At 60.6% G+C, this 20,852-nt stretch carries 19 protein-coding genes; 7 read left to right on the top strand and 12 right to left on the bottom strand.

From position 1 onward, the window contains the following. Positions 1-2: 2 nt before the first annotated feature. The 11 genes from ACR0C9_RS06960 to ACR0C9_RS06910 all read right to left on the bottom strand — a co-directional run bounded on the left by ACR0C9_RS06960 (position 3) and on the right by ACR0C9_RS06910 (position 11,061). Positions 3-1,046: a RelA/SpoT domain-containing protein gene (locus ACR0C9_RS06960; RefSeq protein WP_480780661.1), complete on the bottom strand. Its 1,044-nt coding sequence runs from the start codon at positions 1,044-1,046 to the stop codon at positions 3-5. A gap of 31 nt (positions 1,047-1,077) precedes the next feature. After that, positions 1,078-1,824 (bottom strand): ABC transporter ATP-binding protein, encoded by a 747-nt coding sequence (locus ACR0C9_RS06955; protein WP_480780660.1) that lies wholly within the window; start codon positions 1,822-1,824, stop codon positions 1,078-1,080. Beyond that, on the bottom strand, positions 1,821-2,603 hold the full coding sequence (locus ACR0C9_RS06950) for an MlaE family ABC transporter permease (RefSeq protein ID WP_170450224.1): 783 nt from the start codon (positions 2,601-2,603) through the stop codon (positions 1,821-1,823). Before ACR0C9_RS06950 ends, ACR0C9_RS06955 begins: the two co-directional genes overlap by 4 nt. Beyond that, on the bottom strand, positions 2,600-3,634 hold the full coding sequence (gene alr / locus ACR0C9_RS06945; RefSeq protein WP_170518994.1) for an alanine racemase: 1,035 nt from the start codon (positions 3,632-3,634) through the stop codon (positions 2,600-2,602). The genes ACR0C9_RS06950 and alr overlap by 4 nt, the downstream gene beginning before the upstream one ends. Before the next feature lie 219 nt (positions 3,635-3,853). Then, on the bottom strand, positions 3,854-4,930 hold the full coding sequence (locus ACR0C9_RS06940) for a Hint domain-containing protein (protein ID WP_480780659.1): 1,077 nt from the start codon (positions 4,928-4,930) through the stop codon (positions 3,854-3,856). Between the two features lie 117 nt (positions 4,931-5,047). After that, positions 5,048-6,538, bottom strand: coding sequence for a replicative DNA helicase (locus ACR0C9_RS06935; RefSeq protein ID WP_170629522.1), 1,491 nt, complete (start codon positions 6,536-6,538; stop codon positions 5,048-5,050). A 225-nt stretch (positions 6,539-6,763) separates the two neighbouring features. Further along, complete coding sequence (locus ACR0C9_RS06930; RefSeq protein WP_170621892.1) at positions 6,764-7,444, bottom strand: orotate phosphoribosyltransferase; 681 nt, start codon at positions 7,442-7,444, stop codon at positions 6,764-6,766. Between the two features lie 139 nt (positions 7,445-7,583). Beyond that, on the bottom strand, positions 7,584-8,765 hold the full coding sequence (locus tag ACR0C9_RS06925) for an ammonium transporter (RefSeq protein WP_480708268.1): 1,182 nt from the start codon (positions 8,763-8,765) through the stop codon (positions 7,584-7,586). Between the two features lie 207 nt (positions 8,766-8,972). Further along, positions 8,973-9,440 (bottom strand): CinA family protein, encoded by a 468-nt coding sequence (locus tag ACR0C9_RS06920; protein ID WP_480708266.1) that lies wholly within the window; start codon positions 9,438-9,440, stop codon positions 8,973-8,975. Next, positions 9,437-9,934: a phosphatidylglycerophosphatase A family protein gene (locus tag ACR0C9_RS06915; protein WP_170518984.1), complete on the bottom strand. Its 498-nt coding sequence runs from the start codon at positions 9,932-9,934 to the stop codon at positions 9,437-9,439. Before ACR0C9_RS06915 ends, ACR0C9_RS06920 begins: the two co-directional genes overlap by 4 nt. Then, complete coding sequence (locus tag ACR0C9_RS06910) at positions 9,931-11,061, bottom strand: bifunctional 2-C-methyl-D-erythritol 4-phosphate cytidylyltransferase/2-C-methyl-D-erythritol 2,4-cyclodiphosphate synthase (protein ID WP_170621891.1); 1,131 nt, start codon at positions 11,059-11,061, stop codon at positions 9,931-9,933. Before ACR0C9_RS06910 ends, ACR0C9_RS06915 begins: the two co-directional genes overlap by 4 nt. Before the next feature lie 185 nt (positions 11,062-11,246). Between ACR0C9_RS06910 and dusB the strand changes: the two genes are divergently transcribed. The 7 genes from dusB (at position 11,247) to ACR0C9_RS06875 (ending at position 20,314) form a co-directional block, all read left to right on the top strand. Next, positions 11,247-12,230: a tRNA dihydrouridine synthase DusB gene (gene dusB / locus ACR0C9_RS06905; RefSeq protein ID WP_480780658.1), complete on the top strand. Its 984-nt coding sequence runs from the start codon at positions 11,247-11,249 to the stop codon at positions 12,228-12,230. Further along, positions 12,227-13,309, top strand: coding sequence for an ATP-binding protein (locus tag ACR0C9_RS06900; protein ID WP_170621889.1), 1,083 nt, complete (start codon positions 12,227-12,229; stop codon positions 13,307-13,309). The genes dusB and ACR0C9_RS06900 overlap by 4 nt, the downstream gene beginning before the upstream one ends. Next, a complete protein-coding gene (locus ACR0C9_RS06895) occupies positions 13,309-14,676 on the top strand; it encodes a sigma-54-dependent transcriptional regulator (RefSeq protein WP_170450246.1) in 1,368 nt (455 codons plus the stop codon). Before ACR0C9_RS06900 ends, ACR0C9_RS06895 begins: the two co-directional genes overlap by 1 nt. Before the next feature lie 123 nt (positions 14,677-14,799). Then, a complete protein-coding gene (locus ACR0C9_RS06890; protein WP_480780695.1) occupies positions 14,800-17,064 on the top strand; it encodes a sensor histidine kinase NtrY-like in 2,265 nt (754 codons plus the stop codon). Further along, positions 17,061-18,470, top strand: a complete 1,410-nt coding sequence (gene ntrX / locus ACR0C9_RS06885; protein WP_170450251.1) for a nitrogen assimilation response regulator NtrX — start codon at positions 17,061-17,063, stop codon at positions 18,468-18,470. The genes ACR0C9_RS06890 and ntrX overlap by 4 nt, the downstream gene beginning before the upstream one ends. A 24-nt stretch (positions 18,471-18,494) precedes the next feature. Beyond that, positions 18,495-19,073 (top strand): helix-turn-helix domain-containing protein, encoded by a 579-nt coding sequence (locus tag ACR0C9_RS06880; protein WP_170450253.1) that lies wholly within the window; start codon positions 18,495-18,497, stop codon positions 19,071-19,073. Between the two features lie 53 nt (positions 19,074-19,126). Then, entirely contained in the window at positions 19,127-20,314 is a 1,188-nt protein-coding gene (locus tag ACR0C9_RS06875; protein ID WP_480780657.1) for an MFS transporter, read from the top strand. On the opposite strand, the gene ACR0C9_RS06870 is transcribed toward ACR0C9_RS06875, so the two are convergent. Further along, positions 20,279-20,758 (bottom strand): hypothetical protein, encoded by a 480-nt coding sequence (locus ACR0C9_RS06870; protein ID WP_480580946.1) that lies wholly within the window; start codon positions 20,756-20,758, stop codon positions 20,279-20,281. The two genes, ACR0C9_RS06875 and ACR0C9_RS06870, sit on opposite strands and share 36 nt — an antisense overlap. Positions 20,759-20,852: the final 94 nt, after the last annotated feature.

The following is a 20,852-nucleotide window of genomic DNA, read 5'->3' as shown; positions in this document are numbered from 1 at the left end:
ACTCATTTCAACATCCTGACAAAATCCACAGGGTCGTTGAAGTAGTTCCGGTAAGCGCTCCTGAGTTGATTTGGGTTGTCCGCTCTTACATATACAGCATTCAGACTAGTCGCATCGCTTTCGAGTTCATTCGCTTTCGCGATCGCTTGTTGCGGCGAACTGAAACGATAGACTTCGAGTGAGTATTCTTGATTGTCAGCTACGATATTCAGTACGTTGTGTTTCCCTAGTTGATCAAAGCCCTCAAATTGTTTGAGAGCTTCAAGTCGCTGTAGGATTCCCAGTCTATTCTCTAAATTGGTTAGCTTGGTTCTCAAATCATTGTCTGTAACCTCAGGGAAGGCCCGTCTCATACCTTCCTGTTCGCGAGCGAGGATTTCGCTCGCGACGGCAAAGAACTCCACACGTTCACCGCCATTCAAGTCGAACTTAGTTCTTTGTCCGTCTACAATATCTGAGATTTCAAGTGCAGTGGCCCAAGCGTGCTGTACACGTGTTCGATATTGAATCTCAACCTGAAGACCATGCCATGGTTCAGAAGAATTTGTTCCCCTGCGGTGCGGGCGGGGGAAGTGACGAAAGACATCGTGTATGCCTCTGTAACCACTTTCCTTTGGTGCTTCGATATAGTTGTATTTCTGTGCGTCGTTGCGGAGCTTGTGATTCACGCTACGTAGTTTCTGTGGAGACAAAAGCGCTGTACGAAAAGCTGTCAGGTCATTGATACTCGAAAAGATCAAACGACAACCAGCGAAGTCATGCATAGACGTTACATCGGAAATAAAAGGTGTCCCGTCAGGACGAACACGACGCAGTTTATCAATGACTGTATTTCTTCGTTTAAGTCTTTGAGCGAATTCAGCTTCGATTCTTTCGTGCTCCAAGGCGCGCTTAAGCCAAATATTAAATGTATTGAGAACGTATCCATGAGACGCTCGCCATTGGTCGACAACGAATACGTCTTCGGGTGTTTCCAGATTGCTAGCGATAGCTTTCCCGGCTCTGCGGACTCTGGATTTGCTTTCAGGAGGTTGTGGAAAGGACATTTTCTATCTCATCCAAACTTAACTTCGCCACTCACCGCACTGCCTCAATCGGCCCTTCTGCACTCCCGCTGATGAACTGCTCCAGATACGGATCGCCCGAGGCGTCCATCTGGCCCACAGGCCCGGTCCACTGGATCACCCCGTCATGCAGCATCGCCACGTTGTCGGCAATCGCGCGGACGGAGCTCATGTCGTGGGTGATGGTCATGGCCGTTGCGCCCATTTCAGTCACGATTTCCCGGATCAGGTCGTTGATGACGCCGGACATGATCGGGTCCAACCCTGTGGTGGGCTCGTCGAAAAAGATGATCTCGGGTTCGGCGGCGATGGCGCGGGCGAGGCCGACGCGTTTTTGCATGCCGCCGGACAGCTCGGACGGAAAACGGTCGGCCACGTTGGATTTCAGGCCGACACGGCGCAGTTTCTCGACGGCGATTTCGCGGGCGTATTCGGGCGGGCGTTTCAGCGGGCCGCGCAGCAGGCGGAAGGCGACGTTCTGCCAGACGGGCAGTGAGTCAAACAGCGCCGCGCCCTGAAACAGCATCCCGAACCGGGCCAGAAAGGCATCGCGGTCGCCTTTGGTGGCGTCTTTGCCGTCCACATAGATCATACCGCTGTCGGGTTTGATCAGGCCCAGAATGCATTTCAGCGCCACCGACTTGCCGGTACCCGAGCCACCGATGATGACCATCGACGTGCCCTTGGGGATCTCAAGGTTAAGACCCTGCAACACATGGTTGTCGTCAAAGGCTTTATGTACGTTCTCCATATGGATCATAGCGAGAAGAACACCCCTGTCAGAACGAAGTTGGCGGCCAGGATCAGCACGGCGGCGGCCTCGACCGAGCCTTTGGTGGCGCGGCCAACACCTTGCGCGCCGCGACCCGAGCTCATGCCGTAGTAGCAGCCCATAACGGCGGCGATCATGCCGAAGGCGGCCCCTTTGACCAGCGATGAGACGATGTCGCGCGTCTCAAGGAAATCCACCGTGTTTTTCAGGTAGGTCGCCGGGTTGAAGCCCAGGTTTTGCGTGGCGACCGTATAGCCACCCATGATGCCGATCACGTCGCCCACCGCAACCAAAGCAGGAACGGTGATCACCGCCGCCAGCACGCGCGGGGCGGTCAGGTATTTCATCGGGTGGGTGGATAGCGTGACCAGAGCGTCAATCTGCTCGGTCACTTTCATGGTCGCGATTTCTGCGGCAATGGACGAGGTCACACGGGCTGCGATCATCAGGCCGACCAGTACGGGGCCCAGCTCGCGCACCATGCCGATTGCGACGATCTGGGGGACCACGGCCTCGGCATTGAACCGCGCGCCGCCAGAGTAGATCTGTAGGGCCAGCGCGCCACCGGTGAAGATTGCGGTCAGGCCGACCACGGGCAGGGACAGCCAGCCGATATTCAGCAATGCCATTGCGAATTCGCGCGGGTAGAAGGGCGGTCGAAAGATATGCGACACCGCGTCCAGCGCGAACAATGCGACGCGTCCGAACGCAGCCAGCATGTTCAGGACCGCGCGGCCCAATCCGCCAAGCATCAGAATGGGGTTCATTCCACGTAACCCCGCGAGTACCTGCGGCCCAGTGACGTCAGAATTTCATAACCGATCGTCCCAGCGGCCTCGGCCAGATCATCCACGGTCTGGTGGCCGTTCAGGATGCGCAGGCGTTCGGGGTCCTGCGGCAGGTCGGTGACATCGACGGTGATCAGATCCATCGAGATACGGCCCACGACCGGGCAGGGCTGATCGCCCGAAAACGTATCGATGCCGCCGCCAATCGCGCGGTGCAGACCGTCCGCATATCCCGCCGCCACTGTGGCGATGCGCGATGGACGCCGGGCAGTCCAGCTGTTGCCATAGCCTACGGATTCTCCGACTTCCACGGCGCGGACCTGAATGACCGGCAGATCAACCGTGACCACCGGCTTGGCCCCGGCAAAGGGCATGCCACCATACAGGCCGACGCCCGGACGGCAGAAGTCGAAATGGAACTCGGGGCCCAGCAATGTCCCGCCCGTCGCCGCAAGCGAGCGCGGCGCGGTGACACCGTCGGTCATCTCGCGGAAGGTTTTCAGTTGCTGTTGGTTCATCGGATGATCGGGCTCGTCCGAACAGGCGAGGTGGGACATCACGACCACCGGGTTCAGCGCCTCGGCCTTGGGGCGCAGCTCGGCCCAGTCGGCGGGTTCCAGCCCCAGACGGTTCATGCCGCTGTCAAGCTGGATGCCGAACGGGTGATCGGGCAGGGCCTGCATATGGCGCTGGAACTGCTCGGCCGAGTTGATCAGCGGCGTCAGATCGTGATTGCGCAGCAGATCGGTGTCACCCTCCATATGGCCGGAAAACACGGCAACCATCGGTCCCGGGCCAACAGCCTCGCGCACGGCGACGCCTTCCTCGGCGACGGCGACGAAGAACTTGCGCACGCCTTCCTCGGCCAGCGCGCCGCTGACGGGTCCGGCCCCCAACCCATAGGCGTCGGCCTTGACCACGGCGCCGGTTTCAACATTGGTCTTTGCATCCAGCGCCCGCCAGTTGCTGGCAACGGCCTGAAGATTGATTGTTAGTCGTGCTGTACTCATGCGTCGTTCATGCCATTGCGTCGTGGCAGGTCAAGGGGGTATCGGGCTTTTCCCGACAAGATACGCTGCGACATAGGCAGCATCTGGCTGAGTACAAACGGTCCGCGCGGCTGTCGAGCGTAATCTTCTGCAAAAACACCATTGTTTGAAAGGGGTTTGGATTATGTGACATCTGGCGTCAAACGCGGCTGAAGCCAATTATCGTTGACCCGCTTCGGGTCAAGCCGATCCCTTCGCAGACGGCGACAGCAGCGGTTTTTCGTTACTCAGATGCCGCGCCACCAGTTTGCGCTGCTGCTTGCCACTGGGAATGAAACAGGCAGGCTTGCCGGTTTGTGCCTCAGCCGCGTTCAGCGCGGGGAACAAGGCCAGCAATTCAGCCCGCGCCTCTGGCGTGACGGCAAACACGGCCTGCGGGCCGGTGAACAGGCTTTCGCTGGGCGCGCCTTCGGCAAACAGGACAACATGACAATCAAACACGAGATGATGATAGGTGACCTGAGTGATGCTGTCGTCGATGAAAATACCGGGCAGGTCGGTCAGCCGGATTGCCGAGATCAGCACGTCCTGCGTTCCAAACATCCGCCCGGCAATCGGCGACCGCACCAGCATACGATGTTGACGCGAAACCAGCAGATCGCGCCCCGGCAAGCTCTGGCCCAAGGCTCCGGCCACGATACGGATCGGGCACAGCTCGGGTTGCGAGATCAGCTCGGACTGTCGCAGGGCGCGGGAGAGATTAAGCCGCAGAGGCAGATACGCCCCGGTTGCGGTCAGGACCAAGTCGCCGGGTTTCAGGTCTTCGACGGCAATCTGCCCGCTGTCGGTCAGGATCAGAGTGCCGGTCGCAAAACAGGGCGCGCCCGGGCTGGGGTTGTCGTTGACGACGTAGTTGATGCCATCGGTCGACGTGACCGACTGCGTTGAATCTGTCAGGTCCGGATCGCTGTCGTTGCCAATGCGGTTTGCGGTCAGACCATCGGCGGCCCCTTCGGTGGCCGTGACGTCGCCGTCGAATGACACGAACCCCAGAACGGTGCCGTTGTCATCGAGGGATACCGCGCCAAAGCGATTGATGCGCGCGTTCAAAACATAATAGTCGAACCCGCCGACGGTGGTCATGGTGCCGCTATCGACCGACGTTGTGCTGCGCACTGTGCCGTTGGGGTTATATACCTCGACCGTCAGGCCCGAGACACTCTGGCCCGTGGGCACCCGGATTTCGATGAAGTCGTCATCCGGGTTGTTGAAGCCCGGACCGTTCCGGTAGCGAATTTCCGAGATGATGGCTGGCAAATTCCGCGCGTCCTTTTCAGAGCATGGCCTCTATCTAGCCCCATACTCAGCCTGCCGTACAGGTGAGAGGCAACGGCATTCTCCCCGTGGGACAGGGGTGCCCGGCACCAGCTTGGGTCAGTACCCCTCGATCTCGCCGCCCTGTTGCCAGGGTTTGACCAGATTGCCAAAGCGGGTGAACTGTGCCTCGAACGACAACTCGACCGTGCCGATGGGGCCGTGGCGCTGCTTGCCGACGATGACCTCGGCCTTGCCGTGCAGGCGTTCCATGGCCTGTTTCCACTCTTCCATCTTTTCCAGCTCGTGATCACCGGGCTTTTCGCGTTCCTTGTAATATTCCTCGCGGAACACGAACATGACCACGTCGGCATCCTGTTCGATCGAGCCCGATTCCCGCAGGTCGGACAGTTGCGGGCGCTTGTCATCGCGGTTTTCGACCTGACGCGATAGCTGGGACAGGGCGATCACCGGGATGTTCAACTCTTTGGCAATGGCCTTCATGCCCATCGAAATCTCGGCAATTTCGTTGACGCGGTTGTCGGCCATGCCTCGGCACAGTTGCAGATAATCGATCACCAGCAGGTCCAGCCCGTGGGTCCGCTTTAACCGCCGTGCGCGGGCGGCAAGCTGAGAGATGGGCAGGGCAGGGGTGTCGTCGATGAACAGCGGGCAGGCTTCCAGTTCCTTGGCAGCGTCCACGAAACGGCGGAACTCGGCCTCGGTCATGTCGCCCTGACGGATCTTGTGGCTTGAGATTTCGGATGCCTCGGCCAGAACCCGGCCTGCAAGCTGCTCGGCGCTCATCTCAAGCGAGAAGAACCCGACCACGCCGCCATCAATCGCGCCTTCAGAGCCATCGGGTTTCAGCCCGCGCTTGTAGGCTTTGGCCACGTTGAACGCCACGTTGGTCGCCAATGAGGTTTTCCCCATCGATGGACGCCCCGCCAGAATGATCAGGTCGGAGGGGTGCAGGCCCCCAAGCTGTTTGTCGAGATCGGCCAGACCGGTGGAAATCCCCGCCATGCCGCCACCGCGCTGGTAAGCCTCGTTGGTGACGTTGACGGCTTCTGTGACCGCCTTGAGGAAGGATTGAAACCCCTGTTCGGTCTGGCCCTGCTCGGATAGCTGATAGAGCTGTTGCTCGGCCTCGACGATCTGTTCTTTCGGCTCGCTGGACACATCCACCCGCGCCGCCTTGTCCGAGATGTCCCGGCCCAGCCGGATCAGCTCGCGCCGGATGGCGAGGTCATAGATCATCTGGGCGTAGTCATGCACCGCAAAGGCGCTGATCGACGCACCCGCCAGCTTGACCAGATAGGCCGGTCCGCCCAGTTCCTTCAGGCCCTCATCCTCGGCCATGAAGGATTTCAGCGTCACGGGCGAGGCCAGCGCATTCTTGGCGATGCGGTTGGCCGCGACCTCATAGATGCGGGCATGGACCGGATCATAGAAATGCTCGGCCCCAATGATCGAGGCGACCCGGTCATAGAGGTCGTTATTGGTCAGGATTGCACCCAGAAGCTGCTGTTCGGCCTCAATGGAATGCGGCATGGTTTCGGCGTTCTGAATCTGTGCCGCTGCCTGCTCGATACTGCTGATCTCGTTCATTTTGTCCCCGCTGCCCGTTCCGAGGTTTTACACGCGAAATACTGTCGCAAGCTATCTGGAAATACCTGTGGCTAACTTAGGGTAAAGCCTAGGGATAACTTTCTAGACAGCTTGGATGCCTGTGTATGCGTAGCTTATTATGTAGGAATTGCGGGAAAAGTCACCAGATATCGTGGCGAACTGGCCGATTCTTCCGGGGTTATCCCCAATCCTTCCACAAGAGGTTTACGTTGGTTTATTGGCCTCTTGCCAGCCGCGCGGGTCGTTCAGGAAGGCTTCGACGCCGCTAAGGGTCTCTTCGTCAAAGGCCTTTTGCGCCTTGGCCTCGGCCAGAACGTCCCACCATGTGCAAAGGCTGTGCAGCTTCACGCCATGATCGCCCAGCGTCTTTTCGGTCTCACGGAAAATTCCGTAGTAGAAAATGACCGCCGTATGCCCGCAGGTCGCGCCGGTTTCGCGGATCGCATCGACAAAGGACAGTTTGCTGCCACCATCGGTGGTCAGGTCCTCGACCAGCAGCACGCGTTCCCCTTCACTCATCGCGCCTTCGATGCGGGCGTTGCGGCCGTAGCCTTTGGGTTTCTTCCGCACATAGGTCATCGGCAGAGCCATACGCTCGGCCACCATTGCAGCAAAGGGGATGCCCGCCGTCTCGCCGCCTGCGATATTGTCGAACGCCTCGAACCCAGCCTCGCGCATCACGGTGACGGTCAGGAAATCCATCAGGGTCGAGCGGATGCGGGGGTATGAGATCAGCTTGCGGCAGTCGATATAGGTCGGGCTGGGCAGGCCAGAGGCCAGCGTGAACGGCTCGCGCGAATTGAAATGCACGGCCTTGATCTCCAGCAGCATGCGCGCGGTCAGGCGGGCGATTTCGGTGCTATCGGGGAATGAGCTGGGGATCATGGTGCAAACCTCTGGGCTGAAAACACGTTGCGGGCTGATAGCCTGACCCTTTGGCCGGAGTCGAGGGGGTGAAAAAAAGAAAAGCGGACCCCCAAGAGGTCCGCTTAGGCCCTTACGGGCAGAGCATGCCAAGGTGGGCTTAGCTGCTCATGTCATAGGCCCGCTCGCCGTGTACCGACAGATCGAGCCCGTTTGTTTCGGTCTCGGCGTCTACGCGAAGTGGGGTGATCAGTGCAACCACCTTGACCAGTACAATCGTGACAACTGACGTAAAGACACCCACGATCACCAGCCCGCCCAGTTGCGCGGTCCAGGTGCCCAGACCGAACAGTGCAATCATCAGGGTGCCAAAGATGCCGCCCACCCCATGCACCGCGAACACGTCCAGCGTGTCGTCGATATTCAGCTTGTTGCGGATCACGAACACCGCCTCCTGGCACAGGATGCCTGCCACAGCGCCGATGATCAGCGCCTGAACCGGGCCGACAAAGCCCGAGGCCGGCGTGATCGAGGCCAGACCCGCGATGGTGCCAGTCACCAGACCGACCATCGAGGCTTTGCCAAAGCGGATTTTCTCCCACAGCGCCCAAGTTAGCGAGGCGGTGGCCGCGGACAGATGTGTGACGGTCATGGCCATCGCGGCCCCTCCGTCAGCGGCCAGTTGCGAGCCGCCGTTGAAGCCGAACCAGCCGACCCACAGCATCGCGGCACCGACCATGACAAAGCCCGGATTGTGCGGCGGTGTCGTGCGGTTGCGGCGGGGGCCGAGGATGACAGCGATGATCAGCGCGGCCAGACCGGCGGTTTCGTGGACAACGATGCCGCCCGCAAAGTCGCGCACGCCGATCTCACCCAGAATTCCACCATCGGCCAGCATCCCGCCGCCCCAGATCCAGTGCACCACCGGCGCGTAGCACAGCAACATCCACAGCGCCGAGAACGTCAGGACAAAGCCAAAGCCCACGCGTTCCACATAAGCGCCGACGATCAGCGCGGGGGTGATGATGGCAAAGGTCATCTGAAAGGCGAAGAACAGGATCTCGGGCAGGGTGCCTGCAAGGCTGTCCACATCGACGCCGTTCAGGAACGCTTTGCCCAAGCCGCCCCACAGCCCGCTTTCGCCGGGGCCGAAGGCGATGGTATACCCCGCGACCAGCCAAAGGACGCTCATCAGGCAGGCGATGCTGAAACAGTGCATGAAAACGCTCAGCACGTTGCGGGCGCGCACAAGGCCGCCATAGAACAGGGCAAGCCCCGGTAATGTCATAAACAGGACCAGTGCGGTTGCAACGATGATCCAGGCTGTGTCGGCTCCGTTCATGGGCCGGTCTCCTTTTCCCTGCGGATGCTCCGGGACGCCCATCGGGGCAGGTCGGAGCCGTGTGAGTGATTGTGCGGGGCGTTGAAGCGGAGGCGGGGTGAGGAAAAAAGAGGCAGGGGTTGAAATTTGCGCCTAATTTGGCGTCTTTTGTTCAACTGATGACAGTTTTTGCATCAGTTGCGGGTAAATGCCCGAAAAACGGGCGGTTTAGGAAAAGGCCTGACGCAGCAGGGCCAGCGCATGATCCCGCGCCGCTTTGCGCACATGGTCCCGTCCCAAAGCACCGAATTCGACGGTTTCGGTGCAGGTTTCCAGCCCGTCACCGGCCAGCCCAAAGCACACGCGCCCCTCGGGCTTGAACTCGGATCCGCCGGGGCCTGCGATGCCGGTGACCGATACGGCCAATTGCGCCTGCGAGTTGCGCAGCGCGCCTTCGGCCATTTCGCGGGCGACCTCTTCGGACACCGCGCCGTAGGCGTCCAGAGTGTCAGGGCGCACACCCAGCAAGTCCTGCTTGGCTTGGTTGGTGTAGGTCACAAACCCGCGTTCGACCACGGCGGAACTGCCGGGAATATCGGTCAGGGCGGCGGCCACCATACCTCCGGTGCAGCTTTCGGCCGTGGCGATCATGACGCCGCGTGCCTTTGCCAGATCAAGCAGGGCGGCGGCGGTCACAGCCCCAGAACCCCATGTGCGATACCGGCCAGAACCGCGACGCCAATCGCAGCGAACACCCCGGCGATCACATCGTCTAGCATCACGCCCATCGCGTCATTGCGCCGGTCGGCCCAGCCGACGGGGCCGGGTTTGGTGATGTCGAACAACCTGAACAGCAGGAAACCCGCAATCCAACCGGGCCAGAGCGCCGTGATCTCAATCCCGTGCGCCCAGGCCGGATAGGACACGGCCCAGAGCGCGATGAACTGGCCCGCGACCTCATCAATCACGATTTCCGACGGGTCGTGATCGTCCTGACCAGCGGTCATCACGCGCGTTGCCCACACGCCTGCGATAAAGGTCGCAACGGTGGCAATGGCCAGCAGCGGAAAGCCACCCAATGTGTGCAACAGCCAGGCCAGGGGCAGGGCGGCCAGCGATCCCCAGGTCCCCGGAGCCGGACGCAGGTGGCCCACGCCACAGACGGTTCCGATCAGGCGCGCGGCGTTCATGCCTTCACCAGACAGGCGGTGGCCAAAGCGGCGATGCCCTCACTGCGCCCGGTAAAGCCCAGACGCTCGGATGTGGTGGCCTTGACCGAGACCTGACCGACCTGCAAACCCATGATTCTGGACATCTCTTCCCGCATCGCCTGCGCATGGGGTCCGATCTTGGGGTATTCGCAGACCAGCGTGCAATCGGCGTTCGAGATGCGATAGCCCATTTGCCCGGCCAGTTCGACGGCGTGGCGCAGAAAGATCTCGCTGTCGGCCCCCTTCCACTGCGGGTCAGATGGCGGAAAATGCTGCCCGATGTCGCCCTGCGCCAGTGCGCCATAGATCGCATCCGTCACCGCGTGCATGCCCACATCCGCATCCGAATGGCCCTGCAACCCACGCTCATGCGGGATTTTCACGCCGCACAGGATTACGTGATCCCCCTCGCCAAAGCGGTGCACGTCATAGCCGTTGCCCAGCCTTACATCCATATCCAGCCCCAATATGCGTTCTGCCCGGGCAAAATCCTCGGGTCGTGTGATTTTGATATTATCCGGGTCGCCCGGCACGATGGTCACGTCCAGCCCTGCGGCGCGCGCGACCTCGACATCATCCGCTGCGCCGCCGGGATGGGCGGCATGTGCTTCGGTGATCGCCTCGTAATCAAACCCCTGCGGGGTTTGCGCCGCAAACAGGCCCGTGCGGTCCTGCGTGCCAGTAACCGAACCATCCGCCCCGGTCCAAAGCGCGTCCGTGACCGCCAGACCCGGTGCAGCGGCCTTGGCCGAGGTCAGAGCCTCCAACACGTTTCGAATAGTGTTTTCCGCCACGCAGGGGCGGGCGACATCGTGGATCAGAACGCGGGTGACGCCTTGGTCCGCCAACGCCGCCAACCCGTTGCGCACGGATTCGGACCGGTCATTGCCGCCTGCGGTCAGGGTCAGGCCACTGGTTCGATATGCCGCCCACGCCGCGTCGTCGTCGGGCGAAAGCACCAGAACGATCTGATCGACCTGACCGCGAAACCTGGCGATGGTCCAGTCTGCCACTGTGCGATCGCCCAGCGTGCGCCATTGCTTCGGCGCACCCCCTCCGGCGCGGGTTCCGCGTCCGGCGGCGACGATGATGGCGGCGGTTGTCATTTGGGGCTCGGCCTTCCGTGGTTCTCGCCATTGTTTAGGGGGCGGTGAATGCAGAGGCAATCACCCGCGTTAACGTGATTAAAAAATAGGCAAGTGATGATTTTGCAGGCTTGTGACCCGCCGTTTTGTTGTTCATATGCGCGGAATTCGATATCAAAACCCCAAATGCTCAAGGATTAGGCACGTTGACCCTGCATCTTGCTGACAAAACCCTGAACCCGCCGGTGTTACTGGCCCCAATGGCCGGAATCACGGACCGGCCCTTTCGCGATCTGGTGATGCGCTTTGGGGCCGGAATGGTCGTCAGCGAAATGGTCGCCAGTCAGGAGATGGTGCAGGCCAAACCGGGCGTGCGCGAACGGGCCGAATTGTCTGCGGATGTGGAAAACACCGCCGTCCAGCTTGCCGGGCGCGAGGCGCATTGGATGGCCGAGGCCGCCCGTCAGGTCGCGGACCGCGGCGCGCGGGTGATCGACATCAACATGGGCTGCCCGGCCAAGAAGGTTACAAACGGCTATTCCGGCTCGGCCCTGCTGAAAACGCCCGATCACGCGCTGACGCTGATCGAGGCGGTGGTCGAGGCCGTGGACGTGCCCGTCACCCTGAAAACACGGTTGGGCTGGGATGATGCGCTGCTGAACGCGCCGGATGTGGCGCGCCGGGCCGAAGGGGCTGGCATTCAGATGGTTACGATCCACGGTCGCACGCGCTGTCAGTTCTATAAGGGTCGGGCCGATTGGCGGGCGATCCGCGCGGTGAAAGAGGCGGTCTCGATCCCCGTCATCGCAAATGGCGACATTGTCGATACCAAAGCGGCGCACGCGGCGCTGAACCATTCCGGTGCTGACGGTGTCATGGTCGGGCGCGGGGCGCAGGGAAAACCCTGGCTGCTGGCGCAGATCTGCCATGAGGTTTACGGCACCGATGCCCCTGTAATCCCGGACGGCACTGATCTGGTCGACATGGTTCGCGCGCATTATCAGGCGATGCTGGGTTTCTATGGCGCCGATCTGGGCCTGCGCGTCGCGCGCAAACATCTTGGCTGGTACATGGATGAGGCCGGAACACCCGCACCGTTGCGCCGGGCGGTTCTGACCTCACGCGATTCAGACGAGGTCCTGCGCCTGCTAAGCGATGCCTTGAACGGCACGGCAGAGGTGGCGGCATGACCTCGGATCAAAGCATCTGGAACTCGCTGCCGGTTCCGGCCTTTATCATTGATGCCGAGGATCGGATTGCCGACGTGAATTCCTCGGGCGAGGGGTTTCTGAATGCCTCGCGCAAAGCGGTGATTGGTGAGCCGGTCTGGGATCAGATCGCCGTGGATGCCCCGCTGGAAGTGGCGTTCCTGCGCGCCCGCCAGCACGGCACGCCCTTGTTCGTCAATGATGTGGATGCAGGCTCGGGCAACCGCGCGCCGTTGCAATGCGCGCTGCAAATCGCGCCCTTGGTCGGGCATCCGGGATCGATGATCATGATCATTTCCCCGCGCGAACTGGCCGGGCGCATGACCCGTGGCAATACCGTCAAATCCGCCGCCCAATCAGCGATTGGCATGGCCGAGATGCTGGCGCACGAGATCAAGAACCCTCTGGCCGGTATCACCGGGGCGGCACAACTTCTCAGCATGAATATCCCGCCGCAAGATCTTGAACTTACAGATCTTATCGTCGCAGAAAGCCGCCGGATCGTGAAGTTGCTGGAACAGGTTGAGCAGTTTGGAAACCTGCAGCAACCTGACTTCAAACCGGTCAATATTCACGATGTTCTGGACCGCGCCCGCCGCTCGGCCTTGCTGGGGTTCGGTGCGGACATGACCATAATCGAGGATTACGATCCGTCCCTGCCGCTGGCCTTTGGGGATCCCGACCAGATCCTGCAAGTGGTTCTGAACCTGCTGAAGAACGCCTCCGAGGCCGCAGGGCCGGACGGCGGCACAATTCGCCTGCGCACCTATTTCGAACATTCGTTCCGGCTGCGCCGCAGTGATGGTTCGGGCCATTCGCTGCCCCTGCAGATCGAAATCATCGATGACGGGCCGGGCCTGCCAGAGAAAATCCGCAGCGATATCTTCGACCCGTTCGTGTCCGGCAAGGAAAACGGAACCGGACTGGGGTTGGCATTGGTCAGCAAGATCATCTCGGACCATGACGGCTGGATTTCAGCCGAATCCGTTCCGGGACGCACCGTCTTTAAACTGTCGCTGCGCCGCGCACCGGCAGAGAGCATATCGAAGGAGAGCACCTGATGGATGGCACCGTTCTGGTCGCAGATGACGACCGCACGATCCGCACCGTTCTGACCCAGGCCCTGACGCGGGCCGGATGCAAGGTGCACGCCACATCCTCGCTGACCACGCTGATGCGCTGGGTGGGCGAGGGCAAGGGGGATGTTGTGATCTCGGACGTGGTCATGCCGGACGGGAACGGTCTGGAAATGTTGCCGAAAATTGCTCAGGACCGGCCCGGATTGCCGGTCATCGTGATCTCGGCCCAGAACACCATCATGACGGCGATTCAGGCGGCCGAGGCGGATGCCTATGATTACCTGCCCAAGCCGTTCGATCTGCCCGATCTGATGAAGCGCACCGCGCGCGCGTTAGAGCAGAAACAGCGCCTGCATACCGAGCCTGAAACCGAACAAAGCGACCGCCCGGATGAGTTGCCTCTGGTCGGGCGCACCCCGGTCATGCAGTCGCTTTATCGTTTGGTCGCGCGGGTGATGAATACCGATCTTTCGGTGATGATTTCTGGTGAAAGTGGAACCGGTAAGTCCCTGATTGCGCGCGCTATTCACGATTTCTCGGACCGGCGTACCTTGCCCTTTGTGACCGCAACGGCGGCCGACCTGCGTGACCTTGAAGGCCCCGCGCGCGTCATGGCCCGCGTGCGCGGCGGCACGCTGCTGATCGATGAGATTGCCGATATCGATGACGAGATTCAGGCCCGGATCGTTCGGATGATGGACACGCCGGGCGATCACGTGCCGCGCTTTATGGCCACCAGCCAGTCGGACCTGACGGACGGAATGGAAAGCGGTCGCATTCGGCAGGACCTGTATTATCGCCTGTGCGGCGCAACGATCCATGTGCCAGCCCTGCGCGAGCGGGTCGATGACATCACCCTGCTGGCCGAGCACTTTCTGGCCCGCGAAGAACGTGACAGCGGCACCAAGCGCTGGCTCAGCGCTGATGCGGTCGAGCTGGTCCGGCGTTATTCCTGGCCCGGCAACGTGCGGCAGTTGGAAAACGCGATACGACGCCTGAGCCTGACCAGCCGCGCGGATGAGATTTCAAAGGCTGAGGTCGAAATGGTACTGGGCAGCCAGCCCGAGGCTGAACCGGTTCTGGGCGGGGGCGAGCGCGAGAAGCTGTCCACGTCCGTTGAACGGCATCTGCGGCGGTATTTCGACCTGCACGGCAACATGCTACCGCCTCCGGGCCTGTACCAGCGTATCCTGCGCGAAGTTGAGGCACCGCTGATCGAAATCGCGCTGGAAGCGACCGGTGGAAATCAGGCGAAATGCGCGGATTTGCTGGGAATCAACCGCAATACGCTGCGGAAAAAGATTACAGACCTCGATATTCAGGTGACACGCCGTCGCAAACTGATGTAATATCGCCACACAAAGCGTGGCATCCGGGTATCGCCTGGGCAACGACCACGACATATGGCGGTTCGTCGCGCAAGCGACACATCAGAATGAGGGCAGACGGTGGCAACCCGAGCACAGAGCGGGATGATCCCATCGATTAGTCGATGGCGAAAATCCCGAAAACTGCGCAATTTCGGCACCTTGGGGCTGGTTCTTCTAGGACCTGCCTTGGCGCTTGCAACCTATCTTGTCATTGGTCCGTTTGATCTGGGGGCGACCGCCCCGACATTGCGTCTGATTCTTCTTGCAGATCTGGTTTACGTGCTGGTTGTCGCGGCCCTTGTGCTGAGCCAGTTGGGCAGCCTGATCGCGGCGCGACGGGCGAAATCGGCAGGCTCTCGCCTGCATTTGCGTCTGATCGGGGCGTTTACGCTATTGGCGCTGGTGCCCACGGTGACAGTTGCGATCTTTGCCGGGCTGACGGTGAATATCGGCCTTGAGGGCTGGTTCTCGGACCGTGTGCGGCAGGTTGTCGGCTCATCCCTGACCGCAGCCGAAGCGTATGAGCTTGAACACCGCCAAGGGCTGACACAGGACGCGGCTGTTCTGGCGCTGTATCTCGACAATGCCCGATCACGCGATTTCTACATCTCGGACGCTGAACTGCGCGAGGTTCTGGCGCAAGGGCAATCTCAGATCCAGCGCGGCCTGCGCGAGGCCTATGTGATCGATGGCAGTGGTGAGATCCGCTCGCGCGGGGATCGGTCTTACCTGTTCAACTACGAAGCCCCGACGCCCGAGCAGATGATCGAGGCAACGGATAATGGCCTTTTGATCATCGCCGATTGGGAAAACAACGAATTCCGCGCGCTGGTGCCCTTGCAGGCCTATCTGGACCGGTATCTCTATGTCAGTCGCGAAGTGGACGGCCAGTTGCTGACCCTGCTGGACGACACCAAGGAAACGGCGCAGTTCTACCAACAGCTCGAAAGCGAACGGGGACGGGTGCTGTTCGAATTTGGCCTTTTGTATCTGGGCTTTGCGCTGATCCTGATCCTTGCAGCCATGTCCCTGGGCATGTGGTTTGCCGAGCGTCTCTCGCGCCCCGTGGGACGCCTGACAACCGCCGCGCAGCGCGTCGGCGCGGGCGACCTGAGCGTTCAGGTGATCGAAGAGGCCAGCGACGACGAAATCGCCATGCTGGGGCGGTATTTCAACCAGATGACCCGACAGTTGAAGGGCCAGCGCGACACGTTGCTGGAGAACACACGTCAGATCGAAAGCCGCCGCCGCCTGTTCGACTCGGTGCTAAGCTCGGTGACATCGGGCGTTGTCGGAGTGGACCCTGATGGGTGCGTGACCTTCGTTAACCGTTCAGCCGAACGGTTGCTGGATTGGTCGCGTGGCGAACAGCATCTGGCCATCGGTATTGCGGTGCCTGAGTTTTTGCCTCTGTTCGAGAGCTTGAAGGACAGCGGGCAAGAGGCTGTGCAGGGCGAAATCAAGGTGACCCGCAAGGGGCAGTTGGAGAACCTGCTGGTCCGGATGGCCACGCGGCGGGGTGAGGATGGCGGGCTTGAAGGCTATGTTGTGGCCTTTGATGACGTCACCGATCTGGTCAGCGCCCAGCGGATGGCGGCGTGGGGCGACGTGGCCCGGCGGATCGCGCACGAGATCAAGAACCCGCTGACCCCGATCCAGCTGAGCGCTGAGCGGATCAAACGCAAATTCTCGCGCAAGCTGGACGAAGAGGATTGCGATAGCCTCGAGTCGATGACCGACGTGATTGTGCGCCAGACCAATGACTTGCGGCGGATTGTGGACGAGTTTTCGAAATTCGCACGTATGCCCGAGCCGGAACGGCGTGAGGAAGACGTTGTCGCCTTGGTGCGCGAGGCTGTGTTGCTGCAGCAGGCCGGGCAGCCCAACGTGCAGATCGATGCGGATCTGCCTAATCAACCAATCGCGGCGGATCTGGATGCGACCATGCTCAATCAGGCGCTCACAAACCTGATCAAGAACGCAGGCGAAGCCATTGATACCTTGAAGGAAAAAGGTGCGCCTGCAAACCTGAAGCCACAGATCAAGGTGGCCGTTTCCGACGATGACGCGGGTACGATCATCACCATTGCGGACAACGGTATCGGTCTGCCCGAAGACCGGGCGCGGTTGTTTGAACCTTATGTGACCACACGCGACGAAGGGACCGGGCTGGGCCTGCCCATCGTCAAGAAAATTATCGAGGAACATGGCGGAGCGCTGACGCTTGAAGACGCGCCCGTATTCGACGGACAGGACCATTTTGGCGCGATGGCCGTGATCCGTTTGCCGGGGGCGAATCTGCCCACCAATTCAGCGCCACAGAAGCAGGCGATTAAAACCAACAAACTGAAAGCAGGCCAAAGATGAGCGACATTCTGATCGTAGATGACGAACGCGATATTCGCGAGCTGGTGTCCGACATTCTGGAGGACGAAGGCTATTCCACACGGCTGGCGGCAAACTCGGACGAGTGCATGTCGTCGATCAATGCCGAACCGCCAGGGCTGTTGATCCTGGATATCTGGCTGAAAGACAGTCGGATGGACGGCATCGATATTCTGAAAGCGGTCAAACGCGACAACCCGGATGTGCCGGTGGTGATCATTTCGGGCCACGGCAATATCGAGATCGCGGTCGCCGCGATCAAACAGGGTGCGTATGACTTTATCGAAAAGCCCTTTAACATTGACCAGTTGATGGTGGTGATCCGCCGCGCGATGGAAACCTCGCGCCTGCGTCGCGAGAATGCCTCGCTCAAGCGCAAAGAGGTCAGCAATTCGGACATGATCGGCAAGTCGGCCTCGTTCCGGGCGATGCAGGGCCAATTGGACAAGGTCACCAAGTCGAATGGTCGCGTGATGCTGAGCGGCCCGGCCGGGTCGGGCAAGGAAATCGCCGCGCGCTATATCCACGCCCATTCGAACCGCGCCAACGCCCCGTTTGTGACCGTCAACTGCGCCGGGATCGAGCCGGAGCGGGTCGAAGAGGTTCTGTTTGGCCGCGAATCCTCGGAACGCGGGGTGGAATCGGGCTTGCTGGAAGAGGCTCATGGCGGTGTGATCTACTTTGATGAGGTCGCCGATATGCCGCTGGGCACGCAGTCGAAAATCCTGCGGGTGCTGGTCGATCAGCAATTCCAGCGGGTTGGCGGCAGCGACAAGGTGCGGGTCGATTTGCGCGTGATCTCCTCGACGAACAAGGATCTGGACGACGAGATCGCAGCCGAACGCTTCCGGGAGGAACTGTATCACCGCCTGAACGTCGTGCCGATTGCGGTGCCGTCGCTGGAAGACCGGCGCGAGGATATTCCGGTCCTGGCCCAGCACTTCATCGAAATGTGCAACGAAACCCAAGGTCTGCCGATCCGCGAATTGTCGGAAGAGGCCGTGGCGCTGCTGCAAACCATGACTTGGCCGGGCAATGTGCGCCAGTTGAAGAACCTGATCGAACGGGTGCTAATTTTGGGCGATGGCACCGGGCCGATTGAGGCTCGTGAATTGCCGAGCGACGAGGATAAGGCCGAAGAGTCGGGCCGTGTTGTCCTGTCCGGTGCGCTGGCGACCTTGCCTTTGCGTGAAGCGCGTGAAGCGTTCGAGCGTGAATATCTGCTGACCCAGATCAACCGTTTCGGCGGCAATATCAGCCGTACCGCCAGCTTTGTCGGGATGGAGCGCAGCGCGCTGCACCGCAAGCTGAAATCGCTGGGGGTTGTGACCTCGAACAAATCCGGTGCGCGCGTGGCGCAAATCGATGAGCCGGAACCGGCGGAGTGATGTACCGGAAAGGCTGTGCTGGCCATGAGCGTTCTGACATCAGGGAACAGGCTTGAAACACGCGGGTACCCCGGCTTTGGCAAACGCCTGAAACGGTTGCGCCGGTCGGTCGGGTACAAACAATCTCATCTGGCCGAGTTGCTGCAGGTGGATCAGGCGACCGTCTCAAGGTGGGAGCGGGGCGGGCAAACCCCGCCGCCGGACACTCAGCAGGCTGTGTTTGCCGCGCTAGGGCCTGCACGTGCGGATGACAGCGCCTTGCGGCGGCTGGTCATGACCTCGTCCGACTGTCTGCATCTGGTCGAAGAGGCCAGCCATAAATGCCTTGCCTATTCCGCCAGCCGGGCACGGGATTGGAAGACCAGCCAAAACGCTCTGCTGGGCGTATCACTCTGGCAATTCGCAACCGAGGAAATTCAGCAGGCCGAGGCCGAACTGGACGCCGACGGCTGGTGGGACATGCACACGCCTGCGCCAAAGGCGTTTCAGACGTCTGAGGCCGTCCATGACCGCATTCGCATCAGCGCCGGAGAGATCATCTGGGAACGTCTGTATCTGTCGGACGGAACACCGGTGCGCCTTGTCAGTGGATCCAGACATTAGGGCCGCATAATTTATGCGTTCCGTGGTCTGACTGGGCGCTGTAGAAGCGGCGTATGAGACAAGCATTTCAGGTCCTTCTGCTCTGGCTGGCCGGGCTGGGCGCGGCGACGCAGTTTGCCAAGATCGCGGTGCCTTTCCCCCAGCTTTTGCAGCTGTATCCCGATCACGCGGATACGTTGGGATGGCTGCTGTCGATCATCAGCCTGCTCGGTGCCGTGCTGGGGGCCGTGTCCGGGGCAATCGTGGGTCGGGTGGGGCCTTTGAAGCTGCTGACTTTCGGCCTGTGTCTTGGGGGTGCGATTTCAGTGTTTCAGGCAACATGGCCCGGGTTTTACGTCATGTTGGCCAGCCGGTTTGTCGAGGGTCTGTCGCATCTGGCAATCGTCGTCGCCGCCCCAACGCTGATCGCGCAGATCACCAGCGGCAAGGCGCGGAACATGGCCATGGTGCTGTGGAGCACTTTCTTTGGCGTAGCCTTTGCGCTGAATGCGTGGCTCGGGCTGCCTTTGATCGAGCGGTTTGGGCTGACTGCGTTCTTCCTGCTGCACGGTTTTCTGATGATCGGGGTCGCGGCGTTGATCCTGATAACTCGGTTGCCCGTGCAACCCGCCGCGCCAACAGTGCCGTGGCGGTGGAGCGAGGTGCTGCATGTCCATCTGCGCACCTACCGGTCGCTTTTCGTGTCCGCGCCAGCCGTTGGGTGGTTCTTTTACACGCTGACCTTTGTGTCCTTGCTTGCCATCCTGCCGGGCCGTCTGCCCGAAGAGACAAGCGGTCAGATTGCCGGGCTGATGCCGCTGGCGGGGATCGTGCTCAGCTGGGTGGCCGTGCCATTTCTGCTGAACGTGATGCCGTGTGTTGCCGTGATTAATCTGGGGTTTGGGCTGGGTATACTGTCCATTGCTGGCGGTTTCCTCGGCCTGCCGCTGGAAATTGTCTGCGTCCTGCTGTTTGCGGTTCTGGGCCTTGTGCAAGGGGGCAGTTTTGCCGCCGTGCCGATCCTGAACCAAACCGCCGAGACACAGGCGCTCAGCTACGGGGCCATGGCGCAGATGGGGAATGCGGGCAACCTGCTGGGCACGCCGGTTTTGCTGGCCGTTCTGTGGCGGGTTGATGAGGCCGGAATGCTGATCACCGTGATTGGTATCTACGCATTAGCCATTTTTGCGCATCTGGCCTTGTCCCGCCGACGCGCGGCGCAAGGTTCAACCAGATTGACCGGGCGAGATGATCTGGAATGATCCGTCATCGAACTTTACAAAACAGGATTGCGTGGTCAGCGGGGGCAGGGTGGTTGTGCGGGCAAGTGGCACGCTGGATTTCACGCCCGATTTGCAGGGCGGCAGGCTGACCGGGCGATAGCCCTTTTGCGCCATGCACTGCGCCTCGACCTTGTTGCGTAGGGGTTTGTTGACATCCACCGTGTAGACATTTCCCGGCTCCCACCATCCGGGTGAGCGGTAGCACCTGCCGCGCCCGTCGCAATAGGTCCGACCGGGCCAATAGACCGGCGGGCTTTGCCGGATCTGATTGGCAACCGGCGCATCCTTGAGGGCCTGAACCTGACACTGGGTGGTTTCCGTCTGCATGCGCGAGACGCTCTCACCCTCGCGATAATACAAAGACAGGGGGCCACAGGCGCTGAGCGCCATCAGGGGAACCAGCAGGGCAACAAGTGTTTTCATGTGCTTATCTTGCCCCAGACCAACAGTTAAGACAATTCAATTGACCCCTATCGGGCCATCTGTCATTCAAAGATTTCAGGCAGAAGGGCCAGGA

The organism is Ruegeria sp. C12 (assembly GCF_056537745.1).
Note: the sequence above shows the minus strand (reverse complement) of the source record. Positions and strands in the feature narration are given on the sequence as shown.

What these genes read in the sequence shown, in the direction of transcription:
- ACR0C9_RS06870 (WP_480580946.1), bottom strand. Translation starts at nt 20,758, where the DNA reads ATGAAAACACTTGTTGCCCTGCTGGTTCCCCTGATGGCGCTCAGCGCC.
- ACR0C9_RS06950 (WP_170450224.1), bottom strand. Translation starts at nt 2,603, where the DNA reads ATGAACCCCATTCTGATGCTTGGCGGATTGGGCCGCGCGGTCCTGAAC.
- alr (WP_170518994.1), bottom strand. Translation starts at nt 3,634, where the DNA reads ATGAGTACAGCACGACTAACAATCAATCTTCAGGCCGTTGCCAGCAAC.
- ACR0C9_RS06935 (WP_170629522.1), bottom strand. Translation starts at nt 6,538, where the DNA reads ATGAACGAGATCAGCAGTATCGAGCAGGCAGCGGCACAGATTCAGAAC.
- ACR0C9_RS06955 (WP_480780660.1), bottom strand. Translation starts at nt 1,824, where the DNA reads ATGATCCATATGGAGAACGTACATAAAGCCTTTGACGACAACCATGTG.
- ACR0C9_RS06925 (WP_480708268.1), bottom strand. Translation starts at nt 8,765, where the DNA reads ATGAACGGAGCCGACACAGCCTGGATCATCGTTGCAACCGCACTGGTC.
- ACR0C9_RS06875 (WP_480780657.1), top strand. Translation starts at nt 19,127, where the DNA reads ATGAGACAAGCATTTCAGGTCCTTCTGCTCTGGCTGGCCGGGCTGGGC.
- ACR0C9_RS06895 (WP_170450246.1), top strand. Translation starts at nt 13,309, where the DNA reads ATGGATGGCACCGTTCTGGTCGCAGATGACGACCGCACGATCCGCACC.
- ACR0C9_RS06960 (WP_480780661.1), bottom strand. Translation starts at nt 1,046, where the DNA reads ATGTCCTTTCCACAACCTCCTGAAAGCAAATCCAGAGTCCGCAGAGCC.
- ACR0C9_RS06930 (WP_170621892.1), bottom strand. Translation starts at nt 7,444, where the DNA reads ATGATCCCCAGCTCATTCCCCGATAGCACCGAAATCGCCCGCCTGACC.
- ACR0C9_RS06880 (WP_170450253.1), top strand. Translation starts at nt 18,495, where the DNA reads ATGAGCGTTCTGACATCAGGGAACAGGCTTGAAACACGCGGGTACCCC.
- ACR0C9_RS06900 (WP_170621889.1), top strand. Translation starts at nt 12,227, where the DNA reads ATGACCTCGGATCAAAGCATCTGGAACTCGCTGCCGGTTCCGGCCTTT.
- ntrX (WP_170450251.1), top strand. Translation starts at nt 17,061, where the DNA reads ATGAGCGACATTCTGATCGTAGATGACGAACGCGATATTCGCGAGCTG.
- ACR0C9_RS06890 (WP_480780695.1), top strand. Translation starts at nt 14,800, where the DNA reads ATGATCCCATCGATTAGTCGATGGCGAAAATCCCGAAAACTGCGCAAT.
- ACR0C9_RS06915 (WP_170518984.1), bottom strand. Translation starts at nt 9,934, where the DNA reads ATGAACGCCGCGCGCCTGATCGGAACCGTCTGTGGCGTGGGCCACCTG.
- ACR0C9_RS06910 (WP_170621891.1), bottom strand. Translation starts at nt 11,061, where the DNA reads ATGACAACCGCCGCCATCATCGTCGCCGCCGGACGCGGAACCCGCGCC.